This window comes from Methylobacterium hispanicum (assembly GCF_022179285.1).
In the GTDB taxonomy this organism is placed as follows: domain Bacteria; phylum Pseudomonadota; class Alphaproteobacteria; order Rhizobiales; family Beijerinckiaceae; genus Methylobacterium; species Methylobacterium hispanicum.
This window is the reverse complement of the sequence record NZ_BPQO01000016.1, coordinates 102,212-121,647: the sequence shown is the minus strand read 5'-3', so window position 1 is coordinate 121,647 and position 19,436 is coordinate 102,212. Positions and strand designations below refer to the sequence as shown.

The 19,436-nt window shown below is 72.1% G+C and carries 17 protein-coding genes; 8 read left to right on the top strand and 9 right to left on the bottom strand.

What is annotated here, in order from left to right; all coding sequences use genetic code 11:
- Positions 1 to 24: 24 nt before the first annotated feature.
- The 4 genes from MFF56_RS18490 (at position 25) to MFF56_RS18475 (ending at position 4,459) form a co-directional block, all read left to right on the top strand.
- Positions 25 to 2,304, top strand: a complete 2,280-nt coding sequence (locus tag MFF56_RS18490) for a xanthine dehydrogenase family protein molybdopterin-binding subunit (RefSeq protein ID WP_066920228.1) — start codon at positions 25 to 27, stop codon at positions 2,302 to 2,304.
- Between the two features lie 95 nt (positions 2,305 to 2,399).
- A complete protein-coding gene (locus tag MFF56_RS18485; RefSeq protein ID WP_066920226.1) occupies positions 2,400 to 3,029 on the top strand; it encodes a LemA family protein in 630 nt (209 codons plus the stop codon).
- Between the two features lie 13 nt (positions 3,030 to 3,042).
- A complete protein-coding gene (locus MFF56_RS18480; protein WP_373324125.1) occupies positions 3,043 to 3,843 on the top strand; it encodes a TPM domain-containing protein in 801 nt (266 codons plus the stop codon).
- A complete protein-coding gene (locus MFF56_RS18475; RefSeq protein WP_066919576.1) occupies positions 3,833 to 4,459 on the top strand; it encodes a TPM domain-containing protein in 627 nt (208 codons plus the stop codon). The genes MFF56_RS18480 and MFF56_RS18475 overlap by 11 nt, the downstream gene beginning before the upstream one ends.
- Positions 4,460 to 4,616: 157 nt before the next feature.
- Here MFF56_RS18475 and glmM read toward each other — a convergent pair whose 3' ends face one another.
- The 5 genes from glmM to pal form a co-directional block, all read right to left on the bottom strand.
- Positions 4,617 to 5,957, bottom strand: coding sequence for a phosphoglucosamine mutase (gene glmM / locus MFF56_RS18470; protein WP_066919568.1), 1,341 nt, complete (start codon positions 5,955 to 5,957; stop codon positions 4,617 to 4,619).
- Positions 5,958 to 6,139: 182 nt separating this feature from the next.
- Entirely contained in the window at positions 6,140 to 8,062 is a 1,923-nt protein-coding gene (gene ftsH, locus MFF56_RS18465) for an ATP-dependent zinc metalloprotease FtsH (RefSeq protein ID WP_066919570.1), read from the bottom strand.
- 81 nt (positions 8,063 to 8,143) lie between these two features.
- Positions 8,144 to 9,154, bottom strand: a complete 1,011-nt coding sequence (tilS, locus tag MFF56_RS18460) for a tRNA lysidine(34) synthetase TilS (RefSeq protein WP_373324124.1) — start codon at positions 9,152 to 9,154, stop codon at positions 8,144 to 8,146.
- The gene (gene ybgF / locus MFF56_RS18455; protein WP_066919574.1) at positions 9,151 to 10,119 is read right to left on the bottom strand and encodes a tol-pal system protein YbgF; all 969 of its coding nucleotides are present in this window, start codon (positions 10,117 to 10,119) and stop codon (positions 9,151 to 9,153) included. The genes tilS and ybgF overlap by 4 nt, the downstream gene beginning before the upstream one ends.
- 124 nt (positions 10,120 to 10,243) lie before the next feature.
- Positions 10,244 to 10,762, bottom strand: coding sequence for a peptidoglycan-associated lipoprotein Pal (pal, locus tag MFF56_RS18450; protein ID WP_066919819.1), 519 nt, complete (start codon positions 10,760 to 10,762; stop codon positions 10,244 to 10,246).
- A gap of 407 nt (positions 10,763 to 11,169) precedes the next feature.
- On the opposite strand from pal, the gene MFF56_RS18445 reads away from it, so the two are divergent.
- Entirely contained in the window at positions 11,170 to 11,565 is a 396-nt protein-coding gene (locus MFF56_RS18445) for a response regulator (RefSeq protein ID WP_066919817.1), read from the top strand.
- 105 nt (positions 11,566 to 11,670) lie between these two features.
- Here MFF56_RS18445 and MFF56_RS18440 read toward each other — a convergent pair whose 3' ends face one another.
- Positions 11,671 to 12,696 carry a WcbI family polysaccharide biosynthesis putative acetyltransferase gene (locus MFF56_RS18440; protein ID WP_082772906.1) on the bottom strand — a complete coding sequence of 342 codons (1,026 nt, stop codon included), beginning with the start codon at positions 12,694 to 12,696 and terminating at the stop codon, positions 11,671 to 11,673.
- Positions 12,697 to 12,777: 81 nt separating this feature from the next.
- On the opposite strand from MFF56_RS18440, the gene MFF56_RS18435 reads away from it, so the two are divergent.
- From MFF56_RS18435 to MFF56_RS18425, 3 genes are all read left to right on the top strand, one after another.
- On the top strand, positions 12,778 to 13,842 hold the full coding sequence (locus tag MFF56_RS18435) for a GSCFA domain-containing protein (RefSeq protein WP_066919815.1): 1,065 nt from the start codon (positions 12,778 to 12,780) through the stop codon (positions 13,840 to 13,842).
- A gap of 123 nt (positions 13,843 to 13,965) precedes the next feature.
- Entirely contained in the window at positions 13,966 to 14,361 is a 396-nt protein-coding gene (locus tag MFF56_RS18430) for a VOC family protein (protein ID WP_066919813.1), read from the top strand.
- A gap of 56 nt (positions 14,362 to 14,417) precedes the next feature.
- Positions 14,418 to 15,005, top strand: a complete 588-nt coding sequence (locus MFF56_RS18425) for a histidine phosphatase family protein (RefSeq protein WP_066919811.1) — start codon at positions 14,418 to 14,420, stop codon at positions 15,003 to 15,005.
- A 64-nt stretch (positions 15,006 to 15,069) separates the two neighbouring features.
- Here MFF56_RS18425 and pdeM read toward each other — a convergent pair whose 3' ends face one another.
- Genes pdeM through MFF56_RS18410 form a run of 3 tightly spaced genes read right to left on the bottom strand, consistent with a single transcriptional unit; the run spans position 15,070 to position 19,325 of the window.
- Complete coding sequence (gene pdeM / locus MFF56_RS18420) at positions 15,070 to 15,783, bottom strand: ligase-associated DNA damage response endonuclease PdeM (RefSeq protein ID WP_066919821.1); 714 nt, start codon at positions 15,781 to 15,783, stop codon at positions 15,070 to 15,072.
- 42 nt (positions 15,784 to 15,825) lie between these two features.
- Complete coding sequence (locus tag MFF56_RS18415; RefSeq protein ID WP_066919809.1) at positions 15,826 to 18,372, bottom strand: ligase-associated DNA damage response DEXH box helicase; 2,547 nt, start codon at positions 18,370 to 18,372, stop codon at positions 15,826 to 15,828.
- Positions 18,369 to 19,325, bottom strand: a complete 957-nt coding sequence (locus MFF56_RS18410) for an alpha/beta hydrolase (RefSeq protein WP_066919807.1) — start codon at positions 19,323 to 19,325, stop codon at positions 18,369 to 18,371. Before MFF56_RS18410 ends, MFF56_RS18415 begins: the two co-directional genes overlap by 4 nt.
- Positions 19,326 to 19,436 lie beyond the last annotated feature (111 nt).

Below are 19,436 nucleotides of genomic sequence, written 5' to 3'. Positions count from 1 at the left end.
CGGTCTCCGACGAGGAGACCCGCCATGGCAGAACAGGACCGCTCCGCCCCCTCGGCCGACCCCGCGCTGCTCGGACGCGCCCATGTCCGCCTCGACGGCGCCGAGAAGGTCACGGGCGCCGCGCTCTACGCCTCGGACCGCCGCTTCCCGAACCGCGCGCACGCCGCCCTGGTGACCAGCGCGATCGCGCGGGGGCGCATCTCCGGGATCGACAGCGCCGTCGCGGCCGCGCGTCCCGGCGTGCTCGGCATCTTCACGCACCGGGATTTCGCCGGCGCAGTCCGGCCGGTGAAGCACCTGATGGCCGGCGGCTACGCCAACAGCTCGCACCTGCCGCTGGGCTCCGACCGGATCGCCTATGCGGGCCAGATCGTGGCCCTCGTCGTGGCCGAGACGGTCGAGGCGGCGCGGGCGGCCGCTTCCCTGGTCGCGGTGACCTGCGAGCCGGAGGCCTACGCGGCGAGCCTCGACGCGCCCGGCGCCGAGACCGTTCGGCTCGCCGACCTCAAGGCCAAGCACACCGACCCGCGCCGGGGCGATGCCGACGCGGCGCTCTTCGCGGCCGCCCACCGTGTCACGGCGCTCTACCGGACCCCCGTGCAGCACCACAACCCGATGGAGCTGTTCACCACCACCTGCATCTGGGAGGGCGAGCGCCTCGTCGTCCACGAGCCGACCCGCTACGTCGGCGCCCTGCGGCACGGGCTCGCCGAGCAGCTCGGGCTCGACCCGGGCAACGTGCGGGTGGTGTCGGGGCCGATCGGCGGGCATTTCGGCTCGAAGCTGGCGCTGTCGCAGCACACGGCGCTGGTCGCGCTCGCCGCCCGCCGGCTCGGGCGACCGGTCTCGCTGGTGCCGACGCGGCGGCAATGCTTCACCATCGCCAACCACCGCCCCGAGACGCGCCACGAGATCCATCTGGGGGCGGACCGGGCCGGCCGCTTCACCGCGCTCGTGCACGAGGCCGAGATGGGCGCCTCGCGCTTCGATCCCTTCGCCATGGAGGGCACGGACGTCACCGCGAGCCTCTACGCCTGCCCGGCGATCCGCACGGAGGAGCGCGCGGTGCGCCTCGACCGCAACACGCCGGGGCCGATGCGGGCGCCGCCGGAGGTGCCCTACCTGTTCGCGCTGGAGAGCGCGGTCGATGAGATGGCCGGCCTTCTCGGGCTCGACCCGATCGAGCTGCGGCGGCGCAACGACACCGCGACCGATCCGGTCTCGGGCAAGCCCTTCACGACGCGCCCGCTCATCCGCTGCTTCGAGGCCGGCGCCGAGGCCTTCGACTGGGGCCGGCGCCGCCAGGGGCCCGCGCGGGACGGGCCGTGGCGGATCGGCCTGGGCTGCGCGGCGGCGGTGCGCCCGGTCAAGATCGCGCCCGCTGTCATGCGGGTGGCGATCGCGCCGGACGGCACGGTCACGGTCGAGAGCGCCCACCACGAGATCGGAAACGGCATCACCACGCTGCTCGCCATGGGCGCGGCCGACTGGCTCGGCGTGCCGGCGGCGTCCGTGACGGTCCGTCTCGGCGACACGGACCTGCCGCCGGCCGGCCTCTCGGGTGGCTCCTCCACCACCACGAGCCTGATGAGCGCGCTCGATCAGGCCTGCCGCGCGCTGCGCGGGCGGCTCGCGGCCGGCGTGGCGGCGGAGGGCGGGGCGCTCGCGGGTTGCGATCCGGCCGCGGTCCGGCTCGCGGGCGGCGCCCTCTCCACGCCGGACGGCCGCGCGGTGGCGCTCGGCCGGGCGGTCGCCGGCCTCGACCCCGCCGGGATCGAGACCGTCGCGGAGTTCGTGCCGGAGGGTGGCGGGCCGGACGACCTCGCGGCCGTGCGGGCCGGCCACATCGCGCTGAGCGCGGGCGGCGCCGCCCTGTCCTGGGCCTTCGGCGCGCAGTTCGCGGAGGTGCGGGTGCACGAGGAGACGGGCGAGATTCGCGTCGCCCGGCTCACGGGAGCCTTTGCGGCGGGCCGGGTGCTCAACCCGCTCACCGCGCGGAGCCAGCTCACCGGCGGCATGATCTGGGGCCTGGGCTCGGCGCTGCTCGAGGAGACGCTGGTGGACCGCGGCACCTATCCGAACGCCGATCTCGCCGAGTATCTCGTCGCCACGGCGGCGGACGTGCCGCCGCTGGTCGAGGCGATCCTCGTGCGCGACGACGACGCGGGCGTGAACGCGCTCGGCGTGAAGGGCCTGGGCGAGCTCGGCATCATCGGCGTCAACGCGGCGATCGCCAACGCCCTCCACCACGCCACCGGCCGTCGCCTGCGCCGCCTCCCGATCCGCTGCGAGGACCTGCTCTGAGCCCCGAAGGCCGGCCCGCGGCCCTGGATCCGCGGCGGCCGCGCCTATCTAGAGGGTGCGGCAAAGTGGCTGCCGCGGTGTCGAGGAAGCGTGGAATGCCGTCGATCCAGGGTACCGTCGGGCCGACCTCCGTGGCGGCGCGGCTCGCGAGCGCGCTCGCGATGCTCGTGCTGGCGGTCTGCCTCTCCGGCTGCGGGGCCATCAACCGCGTGCCGACCCTGGAGGAGCAGGCCAAGGCGTCCTGGAGCGAGGTGCAGAACCAGTACCAGCGCCGTGCCGATCTGATCCCGAACCTCGTCGAGACGGTGAAGGGCTACGCCCAACAGGAGAAGGACGTGCTGACGGGCGTCACCGAGGCGCGCGCCAAGGCCTCCAGCGTCAAGGTCGATGCCTCGACGGTGAGCGACCCACAGAAGCTGAAGGAATTCCAGGACGCGCAGAACCAGCTCTCCGGCGCGCTCGGTCGCCTGCTCGTCACCGTCGAGCGCTACCCGGACCTGAAGTCGAACCAGAACTTCCTGGCGCTCCAATCCCAGCTCGAGGGCACCGAGAACCGCATCGCGGTGGCGCGCCGCGACTACAACGGGGCGGTCCAGGCCTACAACACCGAGATCCGCACGATTCCCGGCCGCTGGATCGCGAGCGTCTTCTACCCCGAGGCCAAGCCGATGGAGACCTTCACGGCGACGCCGAACGCCGAGCGGCCGCCGAACGTGAAGTTCTAGGCCCGCGACCGGCGTGCCGTACGCCTCATGCAGTCCCAGCCGTCGGCTCGCGGCCCTGCTCGGGGCGGTCGCCCTCGCGCTCGCCGCCCTCGTCCTCGCCGCCCTGCCCGTCGGGGCGGCCGAACTGACCTTTCCCGAACTCGGCGGCCGCGTGGTCGATGCCGCGCGCGTCATCCCGGACGAGAGCCGCGCCGCGCTGGAAGCGCGCTTGAAGGCCTACGAGGAGAAGACCTCCGATCAGGTCGTGGTGGCGACCGTGCCGAGCCTGCAGGGCACCACGGTCGAGGATTTCGCCAACCGCCTGTTCCGGCACTGGAAGCTCGGGCAGGCGAAGACCGACAACGGCGTGCTGCTCCTCGTCGCGCCGAGCGAGCGCAAGGTGCGCATCGAGGTCGGCTACGGGCTCGAAGGGTCGCTCACCGACGCGCTCTCCCGGGTGATCATCGCGAGCGCGATCACGCCGCGCTTCAAGCAGGGCGATTACGCGGGCGGCATCGCGGCCGGAATCGACGGGATCCTGTCGATCCTCTCCAAGGATGCGGACGAGTGGCAGCGCAAACCGCAGGTGCGCGAGGATCAGGTCGATCCGACTCAGGTGGCGCTCTTCATCGCGCTGTTCCTCGTCGTCCTGTGGGTGGTCTGGCGCACGAACCGGGGCGGCCGGCGCGGCGGCATCGTGGTGCTGCCCGGCCCCGTGGGCGGCGGCTGGAGCGGGGGCACCTGGGGCGACGGCGGCGGATCGGGTGGGTTCGGGGGCGGGTTCTCCGGCGGGGGCGGCTCATCGGGTGGTGGAGGAGCGTCCGGTGACTGGTGAGGTCGGCCTGTCCCGGGCGGCGCGCGCCCGCATCGCCGAGGCGGTGGCCCGCGCGGAGAGCGGCACCGCCGGCGAGATCGTGGTGCTGGTGAGCGCGCGCGCCGGGCTCTACCGCTCGGCGCCGCTGGCGGCGGCCCTCGTGGGCGGCCTCGTCCTGCCGTGGCTCCTGCTCTGGCTGACGCGGTGGAGCGTGGCCACGATCCTGCTCGCCCAGGGCGCCTTCGTGGCCTGCCTGCTGGCCGCCGGCCTCAGCGAGCGGCTGCGCCTCGCCCTGGTGCCGCGTCCCGTACGGCGAGCCCGGGCGCGGGATGCGGCGGTGCGCGCCTTCCACGCGCGCGGGCTCGACCGAACGCGCGCCCGGACAGGGCTCCTCCTCTACGTGGCGCTGGCCGAGCACCACGCCGAGATCGTGGCCGACGCCGGCATCGTGGCCCGCGTCGGCTCGCAATCCTGGTGCGGCACCCTCTCCGAGCTGACCGCGGCGCTCGCCCGCGGCGAGATCGAGGCGGGCCTGACCCAGGCGGTCGAGCGCCTGGGCGCCTGCCTCGCCGAGCACGTGCCGGCCGGGCCGGACGCGGTCGACGAACTGCCGAACCGCGTCATCGTGGAGGTCTGAGGCGCGTCCACGGCCTCGCGACGGTGGTCCGCCCGTCGCGAGCCGACAGGCCGGCCAGAGCGCTCTCGCGCCGGAGTGGATGCCGGTTCGGCGCAAGAGAGCGCGTCACGACAGGAGGTCGGAGCCGTTCCCGATGGCGACGCGATCGGGAACGGCTCTACGCGGCGGCCTTCGCGACGGCGTCCACCACCTCGTCCACCACCTCGTTGACCAGTTCCCGGTCGTCGCCTTCCGCCATGACGCGGATCACCGGCTCGGTGCCCGAGGGCCGGATCACGAGGCGGCCGGCATTGCCGAGACGCTCGCGGGCGTGCTCGATGGCCGTGACCACGCTGTCCTGGCGTAGCGGCTCGCCCGAGCGGTAGCGGACGTTCTTCAGGATCTGCGGCAGCGGATCGAAGCAGTGGCAGACCTCGCTCACCGGCCGGTTCTGGCGCTGCACGACGCTGAGGAGCTGGAGCGCCGCCACCAGGCCGTCGCCGGTCGTGGTGTAGTCCGACATGATGATGTGGCCGGACTGCTCGCCGCCGAGGTTGTAGCCGTGCTCACGCATGTGCTCCAGCACGTAGCGGTCCCCGACCGCGGTCCGCGCCAGCGAGAGGCCGAGGCCGCCCAGGTACCGTTCCAGGCCGAGATTGGACATGATGGTGGCCACGATGCCGGGCTGGGCCAGCAGCGCGTCCTCCTTCCACGAGCGGGCGACCACCGCCATGAGCTGGTCGCCGTCCACCACCTGCCCCTTCTCGTCCACGATGAGCACCCGGTCGGCGTCGCCGTCGAGCGCGATGCCGATGTCGGCCCGCCGCTCGCGCACCATGTCGACCAGGGCCGCGGGCGCCGTGGATCCCACCGCCCGGTTGATGTTGAAGCCGTCCGGCTCGGTGCCGATCGCGATCACCTCGGCGCCGAGTTCCCACAGGGTCTCGGGCGCGACGCGGTAACCGGCGCCGTTGGCGCAATCGACCACCACGCGCAGGCCGTCGAGGGTGACGTGGCGCGGCAGGGTCCGCTTGGCGAACTCGATGTAGCGGGCGTGCACGCTCTCGATGCGCTTGGCGCGGCCGAGGTCGTTCGCGCCCGCGAGCTTCTTGTTGCGGTCGCCGTCGATCAACGCCTCGATCTCGCGCTCCACCTCGTCGTTGAGCTTGAAGCCGTCAGGCCCGAACAGCTTGATTCCGTTGTCCTCGAACGGGTTGTGCGAGGCCGAGATCATCACCCCAAGATCCGCCCGCATGGAACGGGTCAGCATGGCCACGGCCGGCGTCGGCACGGGGCCGAGCAGCAGCACGTCCATGCCGACCGAGGTGAAGCCCGCCACCAGCGCGGTCTCGATCATGTAGCCGGACAGCCGCGTGTCCTTGCCGATGACGACGCGGTGGCGGTGGTCGCCGCGCTGGAAGACGAGGCCCGCCGCCTGGCCGACCTTCAGCGCCAGCTCGGGCGTGATCACACCGTTGGCCCGCCCCCGGATGCCGTCGGTCCCGAAATATTTCCGCACGTCCTACTCCGCGCAAGCGACCGGATTCCTGAACGCGCACGGTACCGGATCCCGGCCGTGCCCGGTCGATGGATTGCGATTCAGGGTGAACGGCCGCGTGTGGCCACCCACCTGTCCTCCCAAAGGAAAGGGCGCCCGAAGGCGCCCTTTTGATGTCGCTGTCCGTGAGCGGACCCGGTTCGTCAGCCCTGCGGCTGCGGCTCGAGCCCGCCGTCGTTCTCCCGCGGCCGGCCGCGGCCGGCGGAGGGGACGGAGGAGCCGCGGGCAGGCGTCGGCGGCACGTCGCCGCCGTCGCGGACCGGGGGCTGGCCCTTCAGCAGATTGCGGATCTCGTCGCCGCTCAGGGTCTCGTACTCGAGCAGGCCCTGCGCGAGGCATTCGAGGTCGTCCTTGCGCTCCGCGAGGATCCGGCGCGCCTCCTCCAGGCCCGCCTCGACGAGGCGGCGCACCTCCGCGTCGATCGTCTGCGCGGTGGCTTCAGAGACCGATTGCTGCCGGCCCATCGACATGCCGAGGAAGACCTCGTCGTTGTTGTCCCCGTAGGCGACGGTGCCGAGCTCGGGAGAGAAGCCCCAGCGCGTGACCATCATCTTGGCGAGCCGCGTGGCCTGCTCGATATCCGACTGCGCGCCCGAAGTGACCTTCTCGGGGCCGAAGATCATCTCCTCGGCGATGCGCCCGCCCATCATGATGGCCAGCCGCGAGGTCATCTGCTCGTAGCTCATCGAGAGCTTGTCGCGCTCAGGGAGCTGCATGACCATGCCGAGCGCCCGGCCCCGCGGGATGATCGTCGCCTTGTGGACGGGATCGGTCGCCGGCACGTTGAAGGCGACGATGGCGTGGCCGCCCTCGTGGTAGGCGGTGAGCCGCTTCTCGTCCTCGGTCATGACCAGGGTGCGGCGCTCCGCCCCCATCATCACCTTGTCCTTCGCGTCCTCGAACTCGTGCATCGTGACGATGCGTTTTCCGCGACGGGCCGCGAGAAGAGCCGATTCGTTCACGAGGTTCATCAGGTCGGCGCCCGAGAAGCCCGGGGTGCCGCGCGCGATGGTCTTGAGGTCGACGTCGGGGGCCAGCGGCACCTTGCGCACGTGGACGCGCAGGATGCGTTCGCGGCCTGTGACGTCCGGGTTCGGCACCATGATCTGGCGGTCGAAGCGGCCGGGACGGAGCAGCGCCGGGTCGAGCACGTCGGGACGGTTCGTCGCCGCGATGATGATGACGCCCTCATTGGCCTCGAAGCCGTCCATCTCGACGAGGAGCTGGTTCAGGGTCTGCTCGCGCTCGTCGTTGCCGCCGCCGAGGCCGGCGCCGCGATGGCGACCGACCGCGTCGATCTCGTCGATGAAGATGATGCAGGGCGCGTTCTTCTTGGCCTGCTCGAACATGTCGCGCACGCGAGAGGCGCCGACGCCGACGAACATCTCGACGAAGTCCGAGCCGGAGATCGTGAAGAACGGCACGTTGGCCTCGCCGGCGACCGCACGGGCGATGAGCGTCTTACCCGTGCCGGGGGGGCCGACGAGGAGCACGCCGCGCGGGATGCGGCCGCCGAGGCGCTGGAACTTCTGGGGGTCGCGCAGGAACTCGACGATTTCCTGGAGATCCTCCTTGGCTTCCTCCACGCCCGCGACGTCGTCGAAGCTGACGCGCCCGTGCGCCTCGTTCAGGAGCTTGGCCTTCGACTTGCCGAAGCCCATGGCGCGCCCGGCGCCGGACTGCATCTGGCGCGACAGGAAGATCCAGGCGCCGATGAAGACGAGGATCGGCAGCCAGCTCACGAGAAGCTGGATGAACCAGGGCGTGTTGTCGGACGGGGGCCGGGCCGTGATCTGCACGCCCTTGCCCTGGAGCTTCGAGACGAGGCTCGGGTCGTTCGGCGCGTAGCTGGTGAAGTTGCCGCCGCCCACGTAGGTGCCGCTGACATCCTGCCCCGAGATCACCACCGACTGGATCTTGCCGGCATCGGCATCGTTCAGAAGCTGGCTGTAGGCGATCTCGCTACCGCCGCCACGATGACCCGGGTTCTGGAACAGGGTCACGAGGGCGAGCACGAGCAGGAAGATGACGACCCACAAGGCAAAATTGCGAAAATTCGGGTTCATCGACCATTCCTTAGCGAGTGCGGGCCCCCTCGCCCGGCGCTGCGGGCGATCCGGCACTCAGCGCCCAATGTAGGCAGAGGCCTATCCGTTGCCAAGTAAGTCGTCGCCGCGGATCGCGGCCCGCGGGGGCGCCGGAGCGAGCCGGATCGTCCCCTGCGGATCGGCCGCGATCAGGAAGCCGCGGAAGGTACGGCGCTGCGGTCGGCCCTCCCGGAGCGCGGACAGAAGCGCGTCGGCGAGGCGCTCCAGGCGCTCGAGGCGCCCCGGCCGTGCGCCGGCCCGGTCGAGCGCGCGGTCGAGCACCCGCAGGGCGATCGCCTCCGGGAGGACTGCGAGGGCACGGCCGTCGATCACGCCCTCACCGGCCCGCGTGAGGCGGGCGAGCGCGTCCGCGGCCAACCGGTCGAGCGCCGCGTCGTCGCGGGCGGCTCGCTCGGCGAGCCGGACGAGGCGCTCGACGGTCAGGCCCTCGGCGGCGAGGAGCGGGAGCATCCGCCGCAGCCGGGCCCGGGCGAATCGCTCGTCCTGGTTCGAAGGGTCGCGGAGGTAGGCGATGCCGCGGGCGTCGCACCACGCCACAAGGGACGCCTTGGCGAGGCGGAGGAAGGGCCGGGCGAGCGTCAGCCCGGCGCCGAGGTCCCGCTCGGGCCGCATCCCGGCGAGCCCGGCCGGGCCGCTGCCGGCACAGAGCCGCATCAATACCGTCTCGGCCTGGTCGTCTCGGGTGTGGGCCGTGAGGAGCCGCGCGGCGCCGACCTCCGTGGCGTGTGCCGCGAGCAGTCGGTAGCGCGCCGCGCGCGCCGCGGCCTGGATGCCGGTTCCGGGATGCGGGCCGCGAGGGGACCAGGTCAGGATGGTGTGAGGGATGCCGAGGGCGCCGGCTTGGCGGGCGACCGCCTCCGCCTCGTCCCGCGCCTCGGGCCGGAGGCCGTGATCGACCGTCGCGGCATGGAGGGCGGCGGGCCCGCGCGCGGCGGCGGCGGCGTGCATCAGGGCCGTCGAATCCGGGCCCCCCGAGACGGCGAGCAGGCAGGGTTGGGTCAGGTGCGGCGCGAGCGCCGCCAGGAGGGCGTCGCCCCCCTCGCGGCTCAAGCGGTGCAGCGGGCGCGCTTCTGCTCGCGCGCCACGCCCTGGCGCACGCCCTGGCCGGCGGCGGGGAACTTGCGCTCCAGCTCGGCCAGCGTGGCGCAGGCCTGCTCGCGGGCGCCGAGCGCGTTGAGCGAGACGCCGAGCTTCAGCATCGCTTCCGGCGCCTGCGGCGACCGGGCGTAGTCTGTCGAGACCTTCAGGAACTGCTCGGCCGCCTCACGGTTGCGGTTGCGCTGCAGGTAGCTCTCGCCGAGCCAGTAGGTGGCGGCCGGCACGTGGGTGTCGCGCGGGTGCGACTGGATGAACTGGCGCAGGTCCATCTCGGCCTGCTCGTAGCGGCGGGCCTGGATGTTGGCGAAAGCGGCCTCGTAGTCCGAGCGGGCATCGCCCGAACCGGTCGCGGCCACGCTCGCGCTCGGGCGGTTCGGCAGGGCACCGGTGGTCCCCACACGGCCGGGCGGCGCGAGATCGACGGGCTCGTCGTAGCCCGGAGCGGCGGCCTCGGCCTCCTCGGCCTCGTCGATCGCGCCCTGGGGCATGCGGCGCGCGACCGGCGCGGGCTGCTGCGCGGCGGGCGGAGCGGCGATCGGCGCGGAGGGCTCGGTGGAGCCGAGCTGGCGCGGGGCGCCGGGCCGGCCGGGGTTCTGGTCGGGGTCGAAGGCGTCGCCGCGCTTCTGGGGCTTGCCCGCACCGGGATTCGTGCCGTTGACCGGGCCCGTATTGCCCGACGGCGCGGGCTTGGCCCCGCTCTTCTCGTTCAGCCGGTACTCCACGTCCTCCTGGAACTTGCGCAGCTGCTCCTTGAGCTGGCGGTTCTCGTACTGGAGCGTCTCGATCTGCCCGGCCATCATCCGCGACTGGTTCTCCAGCCGGCCGAGGCGCACCACGAACTCGGAGGCGTCCTGGGACGCGGCCGGCAGCGCGGTGGCGAGGATGAGCGAGGTCGAGAGCAGGAGGCGGCGGAGCATGGATGTCGGCACCGGACGTTGCGGCAGGCCGCGGCGGCGATCTCGCGCCGGCGCGGCCTGCCGGTAGCAGATGCGTGGCGCCGCGGCAAAAATGCGGCGGCGCGGCAAAGCTTGCATGCCTGGCCTACGAACCGGCGCCGCGGTCGAGCACGGTGACGGCGCGGCGGTTCTGCGACCAGCACGAGATGTCGTTGCAGACCGCGACCGGGCGCTCCTTGCCGTAGGACACGGTGCGCATCCGGCCGGCCGCGATGCCGCGGGAGGCGAGGTAGTCGGTCACCGACTGGGCGCGGCGGGCGCCGAGCGAGAAGTTGTACTCGCGCGTGCCGCGCTCGTCGGCGTGGCCCTCGATGAGGAAGCTGTAGCGCGGGTAGCGCTGCAGCCATGCGGCCTGCTTGTCGAGGGTGGCGGTCGCGGTCGGCGTCAGGTCGGTCGAGTCCGACTCGAAGAAGACGCGGTCGCCGATGTTCACCACGAAGTCCTGGGCGCTGCCGGGCACGCCCGCGCCGCCCGCCCCGCCGGCACCGGCGCCGAAGCCCGAGGCGTCGGCGAGGTTCGAGTCCTTCGAGCAGGCGCCGAGGCCCAGCGCCGCGCAGAGCGCGAGGCCGAGGGAGACGGCGCGCAGGCGCGGGGAAACGGTCATGGCTGGTCTCAACTCCTTGAGGCGGGCACCCGAGGCCGGCAGCCGGACTCCAAGGCGCATCCGCGGCGTGTGTCTCCCGACCCTCATAGGCCGGCCCGGTTAAGCAGAGGTTCCGTCAACCTTGACAGGAGCTTTCGATCAGGCTTCGCGGCGCTCCGCCGTGTGCCCGCGCACCCCGTCCGGCACGGAGCGCGTCGCCGGCCCTTCGGCGGCGCATCACGGCCGCGCTTACAGGCCCCGAATGCGGCATCGCGGCGGCGGCGCGGCGCTCTCTCGTCTCGACACGGGTCGAGCGTTGCGCCGACGCTACAGTACAGGGGCTGGAGAACAGTCCTCGTCGAGGGGTTTAACCCTTCCTCAACCAAGACGGACGCGAATTCGGTCGGATCGACGGAATGGTTCGAACGATGCGCCCGGTACACAACGTCCTCGTGGTCGAGGACAGCTTCATGCTCTTGGAGATCATCGCGCAGCTCTGCGCCTCGCAGGGCACGCGGGTCATCGAGGCGTCCAGCGGCGAGGCCGCGCTGACGATCCTGCGCGAGCGCGGCGCGACGATCGACTGGCTGTTCACCGACATCAACCTGCCGGGTCTGATCGACGGCTGGACCGTGGCGGAGGCCTTCCGGGCCGCCCATCCCGACCGGCCGGTGGTCTACACCTCGACGGCCGCGAAGCTGCCGCCGCGGGCGGTGCCGGGCAGCCTCTACCTGCGCAAGCCCTTCCAGATCCGCGAGGTCAACGCCCTGGTGCGGATGATGCGCGACGGCGTGTCGGACGACGGCCTTCGGGCGGCGGGCTGAGCCCCGGAGCCGTTTCCGATCGCGCTGCGATCGGAAACGGCTCCGAGCTCTTGCCTTGACGCGCTCTCTTGCGCCGAACCGGCGTCCACTTCGGCGGAGAGCGCTCTAACCCTTCGCCGCCAGGAAGATCTCGGCGATCCAGGGCGAGGTCGCCCAGGTCTCGACGCGCGGGCAGGAGAGGTCGCCCGGTGCGGCGGCGTCGTAGAGCGCGAAGCTCGCCGCGATGAACCCTTCGAGATCGTAGAGGACCGGGAAGGCCGCCCCGCGGGGCTTGCGCTTGAACAGGTAGGAGCCGGCGATGCCGAACTGCTCCGCCACGGGCGGGTAGACCGGCCAGACCACGTCGTGGACCAGCTCGTCGCCGAGATAGTCCTCCACGGCGACGGGCTCCGGGGTGAAACCGCTCTCGGCCAGCAGCCGCCGGGCGATGTCGCCGATGACGAAGGCCTTCGGGTGGTTGATCACGTGCATGAAGGCGCCGCGCCGGCTCCAGCGGCCGACCTCGCGCTCCAGGCCGAATCCGACCGCCGCCGAGTTGCCGACCAGCTCGCGCACTGCCGGGTCCCAGTGGTCGAAGTAGCCGAGCCGCTGGAACACGTCCTCGCGGAACAGGCCCGCGGTCTGGGCCACGGTGAGGCCGAGGCGATGCGCGCAGAGCGCGATCGCCGAGTGGTACTGCCCAAGCGGCGAGGCGGCGAGCTTCTGGTCGGCGAGGTTCTGGGTGCGGCCCGCATAGACCATGTCCGGGTGGAAGGCCGAGAACACGATCGTCGGGAACATCTTCAGGCGCCGTTCGCGCGCGAACAGCGTGCCGCTGTCGCCCCCCGGCAGCAGGCCGCCCGGGAAGGCCTGGGAGTAGACGTGGTCGAAGCCCGCGAGCGTGGCCGCCAGCCCGTCCAGCGTGCCGTGGTCGCGCCGCAGCGTGCCCATCGAGAGGTAGCGGACCGGGCTCCCGGGCGCGAGCAGCCGCATCGCCTGCGCGACGCCGCGACCCTGGCAATTGCCCAGAACCGCGATGCTCGGACCCTTGCGGCCGTCGTCCGCAGCCTTGGCACGCCACGGTCTTGCCCAGGATGGCGCCGACAAGGAGAACGCGCTGCGGGCGCGCCGGGGCAGATCGCTGATGGCCAAGGCTGTGCCGGGGGTCTCGCGGGAGCGGATTTCGCGGTCTATGCGAGACGCTCTTACCGCATCGGGCGAAGGATCGGGAAGTTGGCTTCAAATCCGTATACGGGTCTACCGGCCGAGCGATTCTGGCGCAAGGTCGTCACCAACGTGCCGCCCTTCGCGGTCAACCCGCATCCGAGGGAGACCTTCGCGATCGCCCGGACCGACAAGGTGGCGACCGGGGGCTCCTGCTTCGCCCAGCGCGTCGCCGAGGCCCTTCGGGAGGCCGGGTTCAACTACTATCTCACCGAGGCGCCCGCGCCCGGCATGAGCGGCAACGAGGCCAATGCCCGCCAGTTCGGCACCTTCTCGGCCCGCTACGGCAACCTCTATTACACGCGCCAGTTCGTGCAGCTCTTCGACCGGGCCTACGGCCGCTTCGAGCCCGAGCTGACGGCGTGGCTGCGCGAGGACGGACGCTACGTCGATCCGTTCCGCCCGACCGTCGAGCCCGACGGCTTCGCCAGCGAGGCCGAGGTGATCGCCGCCCGCGACGCGCATCTCGCCGAGGTGCGCCGCCTCTTCGAGACGCTGGACGTCTTCGTGCTGACGCTGGGCCTCACCGAGGGCTGGCGCTGGCGCGCCGACGGAGCGGCGCTGCCGCTGGCGCCGGGCGTGGCGGGCGGCACCTTCGACCCCGACCTCTACGAATGCGTCAACGCGGGCGCGGCCGAGGTGCTGGGGGACCTGCGCGGCTTCCTCGACAGGCTCTGGAGCGTGAACCCGGCGGCGCGCGTGATCTTCACGGTCTCGCCCGTGCCGATGATCGCCACCTACATGGACCGGCACGTGATGGAGTCGAACAGCTACTCCAAGTCGGTGCTGCGGGTGGCCGCCGGCGAGGCCTGCACCGGCGACCCGCGGGCGGTGTACTTCCCGGCCTACGACATCGTCACCAGCAACGTGAATGCTGGCCGCTACTACAACGACGACCAGCGCACCATCAACGACGCGGGCGTGCGCCACGTCATGCGCCTGTTCCTGCAGACCTTCGCCAAGGATCGCGCCGCTCCGGCTCCCGCACAGGCCGCCACCGACATCACCGCCGAGTTCGAGGGCAGCGCGGGCGTGATCTGCGACGAGGAGCAGATCGAGCGGAGCGTGGCGTGAGACGAGCGTCCCCTCCCCCTCTGCGGCGGAGGGATGATCGCGCCTGCGACGACCCCGGCCCTTCCGCTTCCGGTCTCCTGCGCCACATGAGGCGTATCACCGCCCCCGCGCAGGAAGGATCCGATGTCGAAGCTCGTCCATGCCATGGTCCGCGTCCGGGACGAGGCGCGCTCCGTGGACTACTATCGCACGGCCTTCGGGCTGGACGTGGCCGAGCGGCTCGATTTTCCGGACTTCACGCTGATTTATCTCAGCAATTCGGAAGCCCCGTTCGAGCTGGAGCTCACGGTGAACAAGGACCGGAGCGAGGCCTACAATCTCGGTGACGGCTACGGCCACCTCGCGGTGACGGTCGATGACGTCGCGGCCGAGCACGCCCGCTTCAAGGAGGCCGGCCTGCCCGCCACCGACCTGAAGACGCTGAAGCACGGCGACCGGGCGCTCGCGACCTTCTTCTTCGCCACCGACCCGGACGGCTACAAGATCGAGGTGATCCAGCGCGGCGGCCGCTTCGCCTGACGCTTCCCGCCCCGGCCGCCGCGCCGGGGTGCCCTCCCCCGCGATCCCGAGACCCGATGAGCAGCCCCACCCGCATCGTCTGCCTCCGCCACGGCGAATCGACCTTCAACGCCGCCCACCGGGCCACCGGCCGGGATCCCGGCCACCGCGATGCCCGCCTGACCGAGCGTGGCCACGCCCAGGCCGAGGCCGCCCGCCAGCGCCTGCGCGACGTGCCCTTCGACCTCGTGGTGACTTCGCCCCTGACCCGGGCGATCCAGACCAGCGCGATCGTGTTCGGCGAGCATCCGAGCACGCCGCGCGTGCTGGTGGAGGTGCTGCACCGGGAGTGCCAGGAGAGCAGCTGCGACGTCGGCCGCGCGGCCTCCGAGATCGCGGCGGAGTTCCCGCACCTCGATGTCGGGCACCTGCCGGAGGTGTGGTGGCACGCGGAAGCCGGCTCGCAGGTCGGCGATTATCCGGTCGAGCCGCGCCACCTGTTCGACGCGCGCGTCGCGGATTTTCGGGCGTGGCTGCGGCAGCGCCCCGAGCGCACCATCGCGGTGGTCGGGCACGGGACGTTCTTCTTCCATCTGACGGGGATCTGGCTCGACAACTGCGACTTCACCGAGCTCGATCTCGCGGCCCGGCCGGCCGCGGCCTGAGGGTTCGGAGCGCTGCCCCGAACCCCGCCTAAGGGCCCGCAGATCCTTCGGGGTCCCCTGGATCTCAGTCCCGCGCCAGCATCTGTCGGCCGATGGCGAAGACCCGGCCGTCGCCGAGGAGATGTGCCGTGAAGCCGGTCGCGAAGAGCGGCTCGAAGGCCTTGTCGCGCACGTTCAGCCCGCCCGTGAAGGCGCCGAAGGCGGGCATGACGAGGCGGGCACCGTCCGAGACGAAGCAGCGGCGGCGCACGGCACGGCCCCGCATCGCCACCTTGCCGCAGGGATGGAGGTGGCCGGCCACCTCGCCGGGCGCGGGCCCCGGGACGGGCTCGTGCCGCAGGGTCAGAGCGCCGAGGGTCAGCGTCTCGGCGTAGCGCCCGCCGACGCCCTCCTGCACCGCCGCATCGTGGTTGCCCGCGATCCAGACCCAGTCGCGCCCCGCCTGCAGGGCCGCCACCATCGCCCGGTCGCCGGGCTCCATGCGCTCCGGCCCGCGCGCGTCGTGGAAGGAATCCCCGAGCGCCACCACGCGCTCCGGCTCGTGGCGCAGCACAGCCTCGTGCAGGTTCGCCAGGGTCTCGCGGGTGTCGTAGGGCGGCAGGAACTGGCCCGAGCGAGCGGCAAACGCCGAGCCCTTCTCCAGGTGCAGGTCCGAGACCACAAGCGTGCGGTGCGCGGGCAGCCAGAGCGCGCCGGACAGGTCCAGCACCGCCGCCTCGCCGGCGAGCGTGAGGCCGGTGGGCTTACTCGTCTTCTCAAGTCTCTGGCCGAGCGCCAAGATCGCATCCTCATCCGGGGGAGCGGGGCGCGCCATCGGCCTCTAGCCCAGCGCCTCTTCGAGAAGCTGCGCCTCGGCCTCGGCCAGGATCTCGTCCGCGCCCTCGCCGTAGACCTTCTCGCGCCCGATCTCCAGCATCACGGAGACGGAGAGCGGCGAGACGCGGTCGAGCGCCCGGTGGATGATTCGCCCCTGGATGCGCTCTAGCATCATGCCGAGGCGCCTCACGTCGAGGAGTCCGGTTGCCGCATCCTGGCGCGCCGCGCGCAGGAGCAGGTGGTCGGGCTGGTGCTTGCGCAGCACGTCGTAGACCAGATCCGTCGAGATCGTGACCTGCCGCCCGGTCTTCTTCTGGCCGGGATGCCGCCGCTCGATCAGCCCGGCGATCACCGCGCATTGCCGGAAGGTCCGCTTCATCATCGCGGATTCGGCGAGCCACGCCTCGAGGTCGTCGCCCAGCATGTCCTGTGCGAACAGCTCGGCCAGAAAATTCCGTTCGTGGGCGATGCGCTCCGAGATGTCCCGCGTCGTCCAGATCGCGAGGCCGTAATCGTTGGCAGCAAAGCCCAGCGGGCGAAGGCCCGCCCGCTCCAGACGGCGGGTCAGCAGCATGCCGAGGGTCTGGTGGGCGAGCCGTCCCTCGAACGGGAAGGCGGTGATGTAGTGGCGCTTCGCCCGCGGATACGTCTCGACGAGGAGGTCGCGCGGCCCCGGCAGCACCGAACGGCTGCGCTGCTGCACGAGGTAGTCGGCGACCTGCCTCGGCAGGCGGTCCCATTCGAACGGGTCGGCGATCAGCGCCCGCACCCGGGCGGCCAGGAAGGTCGAGAGCGGGAACTTGGAGCCGGCATAGGAGGGGATCGCCGGGTCGGTGCCGGGTCCCGCCCGCGTGACCATGGCCTCGTCCTCCATCAGACCCTCGAAGCGCAGCACCTCGCCGGAGAACAGGAAGGTGTCGCCCGCGGAGAGCGTTTCGGCGAAATCCTCCTCGACCTCGCCGAGCACCCGGCCGGTCTTCGGCAGGATGGTCCCGGGCTTGGCGCGCACCGAGCGGACGAGGCGCACCTTCACCTTCGCGGATTCCACGATGGTGCCGACGTTCATGCGGTACTGCTGGGCGGTGCGGGCATCGCGCACCCGCCAGAGCCCGTCCGGCCCGCGCAGGATCTTGGCGAAGCGCTCGTAGGCGCGCAGCGCGTAGCCGCCGGTCGCCACGTAGTCGACGACCGCCTCGAAATCCTCCCAGGCGAGGCCCGCGTAGGGCGCCGCCGAGACGATCTCTTCGTACAGGTGCACCGGATCGAACGCGTCGGCGCAGGCCATGCCGAGCACGTGCTGGGCCAGCACGTCCAGGGCGCCGACCCGCGCGTCGGGCGTATCCTGCGCGGCCGCCTCGACGGCGTCGAGCGCGGCGCGGCACTCGAGGATCTCGAAGCGGTTGGCGGGGACGAGGTAGGCCTTCGAGGGCTCGTCCATGCGGTGGTTGGCCCGCCCGATCCGTTGCATGATCCGGCTCGCGCCCTTCGGCGCGCCGATGTTGACCACGAGATCGACATCGCCCCAGTCGATGCCGAGATCGAGCGTCGCGGTGCAGACGATAGCGCGCAGCTGCCCCGCCGCCATCGCGGCCTCGACCCGGCGGCGCTGCTGCGCGTCGAGGGAGCCGTGGTGGAGCGCGATCGGCAGCACGTCGTCGTTGAGTCGCCAGAGTTCCTGGAAGGTGTACTCGGCTTGCAGGCGGGTGTTGACGAAGACCAGCACCGTGCGGTGCTGGCGGATGAGCTCATAGATCGCCGGCATCGACTGGTGGGCGGTGTGCCCGGCGAGCGGCAGGGGACGGTTGGATTCGAGCAGGCGCAGGTCGGGCCGGGCGCCGCCCTTCACCACGACGAGGTCGGCCATGGCCTCGGCTCTCCTGCCACCCTCCCCCGCAGGGGAGGACGGGAAAGCCTCCGGGAGCGTCAGGCTCGGTCTTTGCGGCACCAGATACCGCCGCAGCTCGTCCGGCTCCCGCACGGTGGCCGACAGCCCGATCGCGGTGAGCCCCGGGCTCAGCCGGTGCAGCCGCGCGAGCGCCAGGGAGAGCAGGTCGCCCCGCTTCGAGGTGACCAGCGCGTGCAGCTCGTCGAGGATGACGCAGCGCAGGTTCGCCAGCAGGTCCGCCGCCTCGCGGTGCGCGATCAGCAACGCCAGCTGCTCCGGTGTGGTCAGCAGGATGTCCGGCGGCCTCGCGATCTGGCGGGTGCGCTTGTGGGCCGGCGTGTCGCCGGTGCGGGTCTCGATGCGGACCGGCAGCCCCATCTCGGCGACCGGCGCCTCCAGGTTGCGGGCGATGTCGACCGCCAGCGCCTTGAGGGGCGAGACGTAGAGGGTGTGCAGGCCGCGGCGCTGCGCGGCCTTCGTGCCGCTCAGGGCGACGAGGCTCGGCAGGAATCCGGCCAGCGTCTTGCCGGCCCCGGTCGGCGCGACGAGCAGCGCCGAGCGACCCTCGCCCGCGATCCGCAGGAGTTCGAGCTGGTGCGGGCGCGGGCTCCAGCCGCGGCCCGCGAACCAGTCCCGGAAGGCCGGGGGAAGACGATCCGCGCTCAGGCGAGCGCCATCAGGAAGCGGTCGATCAGCTCCAGCGCGCGCTCGCTCATCGCGCCCGGATAGCGCACGAAGATGTGGCAGCCGCCCGCGTAGACGGCCGTGTGGCCGCCGTTGCCGGCCGCCGCCCAGCGCGAGGCCATGTAGAGCGTGTCGTCCAGCAGCGGGTCGGCCGTACCGATGGTGAAGAGCGCGGGCGGCAGGCCCTTCAGCTCGGCGTAGATCGGCGAGACGTCCGGGCGGCGCCGATCGATGCCCTCACGCACGTAGTCGTCGGCGAAGCGGGTGAGGTCCTCGGTGTTCACCACGAGGCGCTCCGAACCCCAGTTGCGCACGGAGGGCGTCAGTCCGAGGTCGTAGAAGCCCGCGTTGAGATTGGCCCCCCGGAAGGCGCGGGGCAGTTTGTGGCGGTCGCGCAGGCGCAGCAGCACCATCACGGCGAGGTGCGCGCCGACCGATTCGCCGCCGATGGTGAGCGCGGAGATGCCGAACTCCGCCCGGCCCGGCCCGGCGAGCCAGAGCGCGGCGGCCTCGCAATCGAGCAGCGCGGCCGGATACGGGTGCTCCGGCGCCAGCCGGTACTCGACCGAGAGGCAGACGAAGCCGCAGGTGTCGGCGATACGCTCCAGCCAGGGGTCCTGCTCGTCCGCCCCACCCCAGATCCAGCCGCCGCGGTGGATGTGCAGGTAGGCGCCGCGCAGCTTCACGCCCGGCCGCGGACGGATCACCCGCAGCGGCAGCGCGCCGCCGGGCCCGTCGATCAGCATGGTCTCGGCCCGGGCGCTGCGCGGCATCGCGGGCGAGGCCTGCGTTCCGGCCCGGCGGCGCGCGCGCACCTCGGCGATCGGCAGCGTCCACGGGTCCGCCTGCGCCGCGTGGGCGGCCACGATCTCGGCGTTGAGCCGCAGAGTTTCCGGATCGATCGTCGCCGGGTCGAACAGGGCGTGGTCGATCATCGTCTCGGTCGTTCCGTGTGTTCGGCCGCACAGGTTGGGGCGTGCGGCCCGCGTCTGTCGTGCGCGCTGCTTGCAGATATCTTGGCGGCCCGGGCTTGCGTTGCCATCTCG

Bases quoted from the DNA above. Each gene is read 5' to 3' on its own strand.
- MFF56_RS18490 (WP_066920228.1), top strand. From the start codon at position 25: ATGGCAGAACAGGACCGCTCCGCCCCCTCGGCCGACCCCGCGCTGCTC.
- MFF56_RS18485 (WP_066920226.1), top strand. From the start codon at position 2,400: ATGCCGTCGATCCAGGGTACCGTCGGGCCGACCTCCGTGGCGGCGCGG.
- ftsH (WP_066919570.1), bottom strand. From the start codon at position 8,062: ATGAACCCGAATTTTCGCAATTTTGCCTTGTGGGTCGTCATCTTCCTG.
- ybgF (WP_066919574.1), bottom strand. From the start codon at position 10,119: ATGCTCCGCCGCCTCCTGCTCTCGACCTCGCTCATCCTCGCCACCGCG.
- pal (WP_066919819.1), bottom strand. From the start codon at position 10,762: ATGACCGTTTCCCCGCGCCTGCGCGCCGTCTCCCTCGGCCTCGCGCTC.
- MFF56_RS18445 (WP_066919817.1), top strand. From the start codon at position 11,170: ATGCGCCCGGTACACAACGTCCTCGTGGTCGAGGACAGCTTCATGCTC.
- MFF56_RS18430 (WP_066919813.1), top strand. From the start codon at position 13,966: ATGTCGAAGCTCGTCCATGCCATGGTCCGCGTCCGGGACGAGGCGCGC.
- MFF56_RS18425 (WP_066919811.1), top strand. From the start codon at position 14,418: ATGAGCAGCCCCACCCGCATCGTCTGCCTCCGCCACGGCGAATCGACC.
- MFF56_RS18410 (WP_066919807.1), bottom strand. From the start codon at position 19,325: ATGATCGACCACGCCCTGTTCGACCCGGCGACGATCGATCCGGAAACT.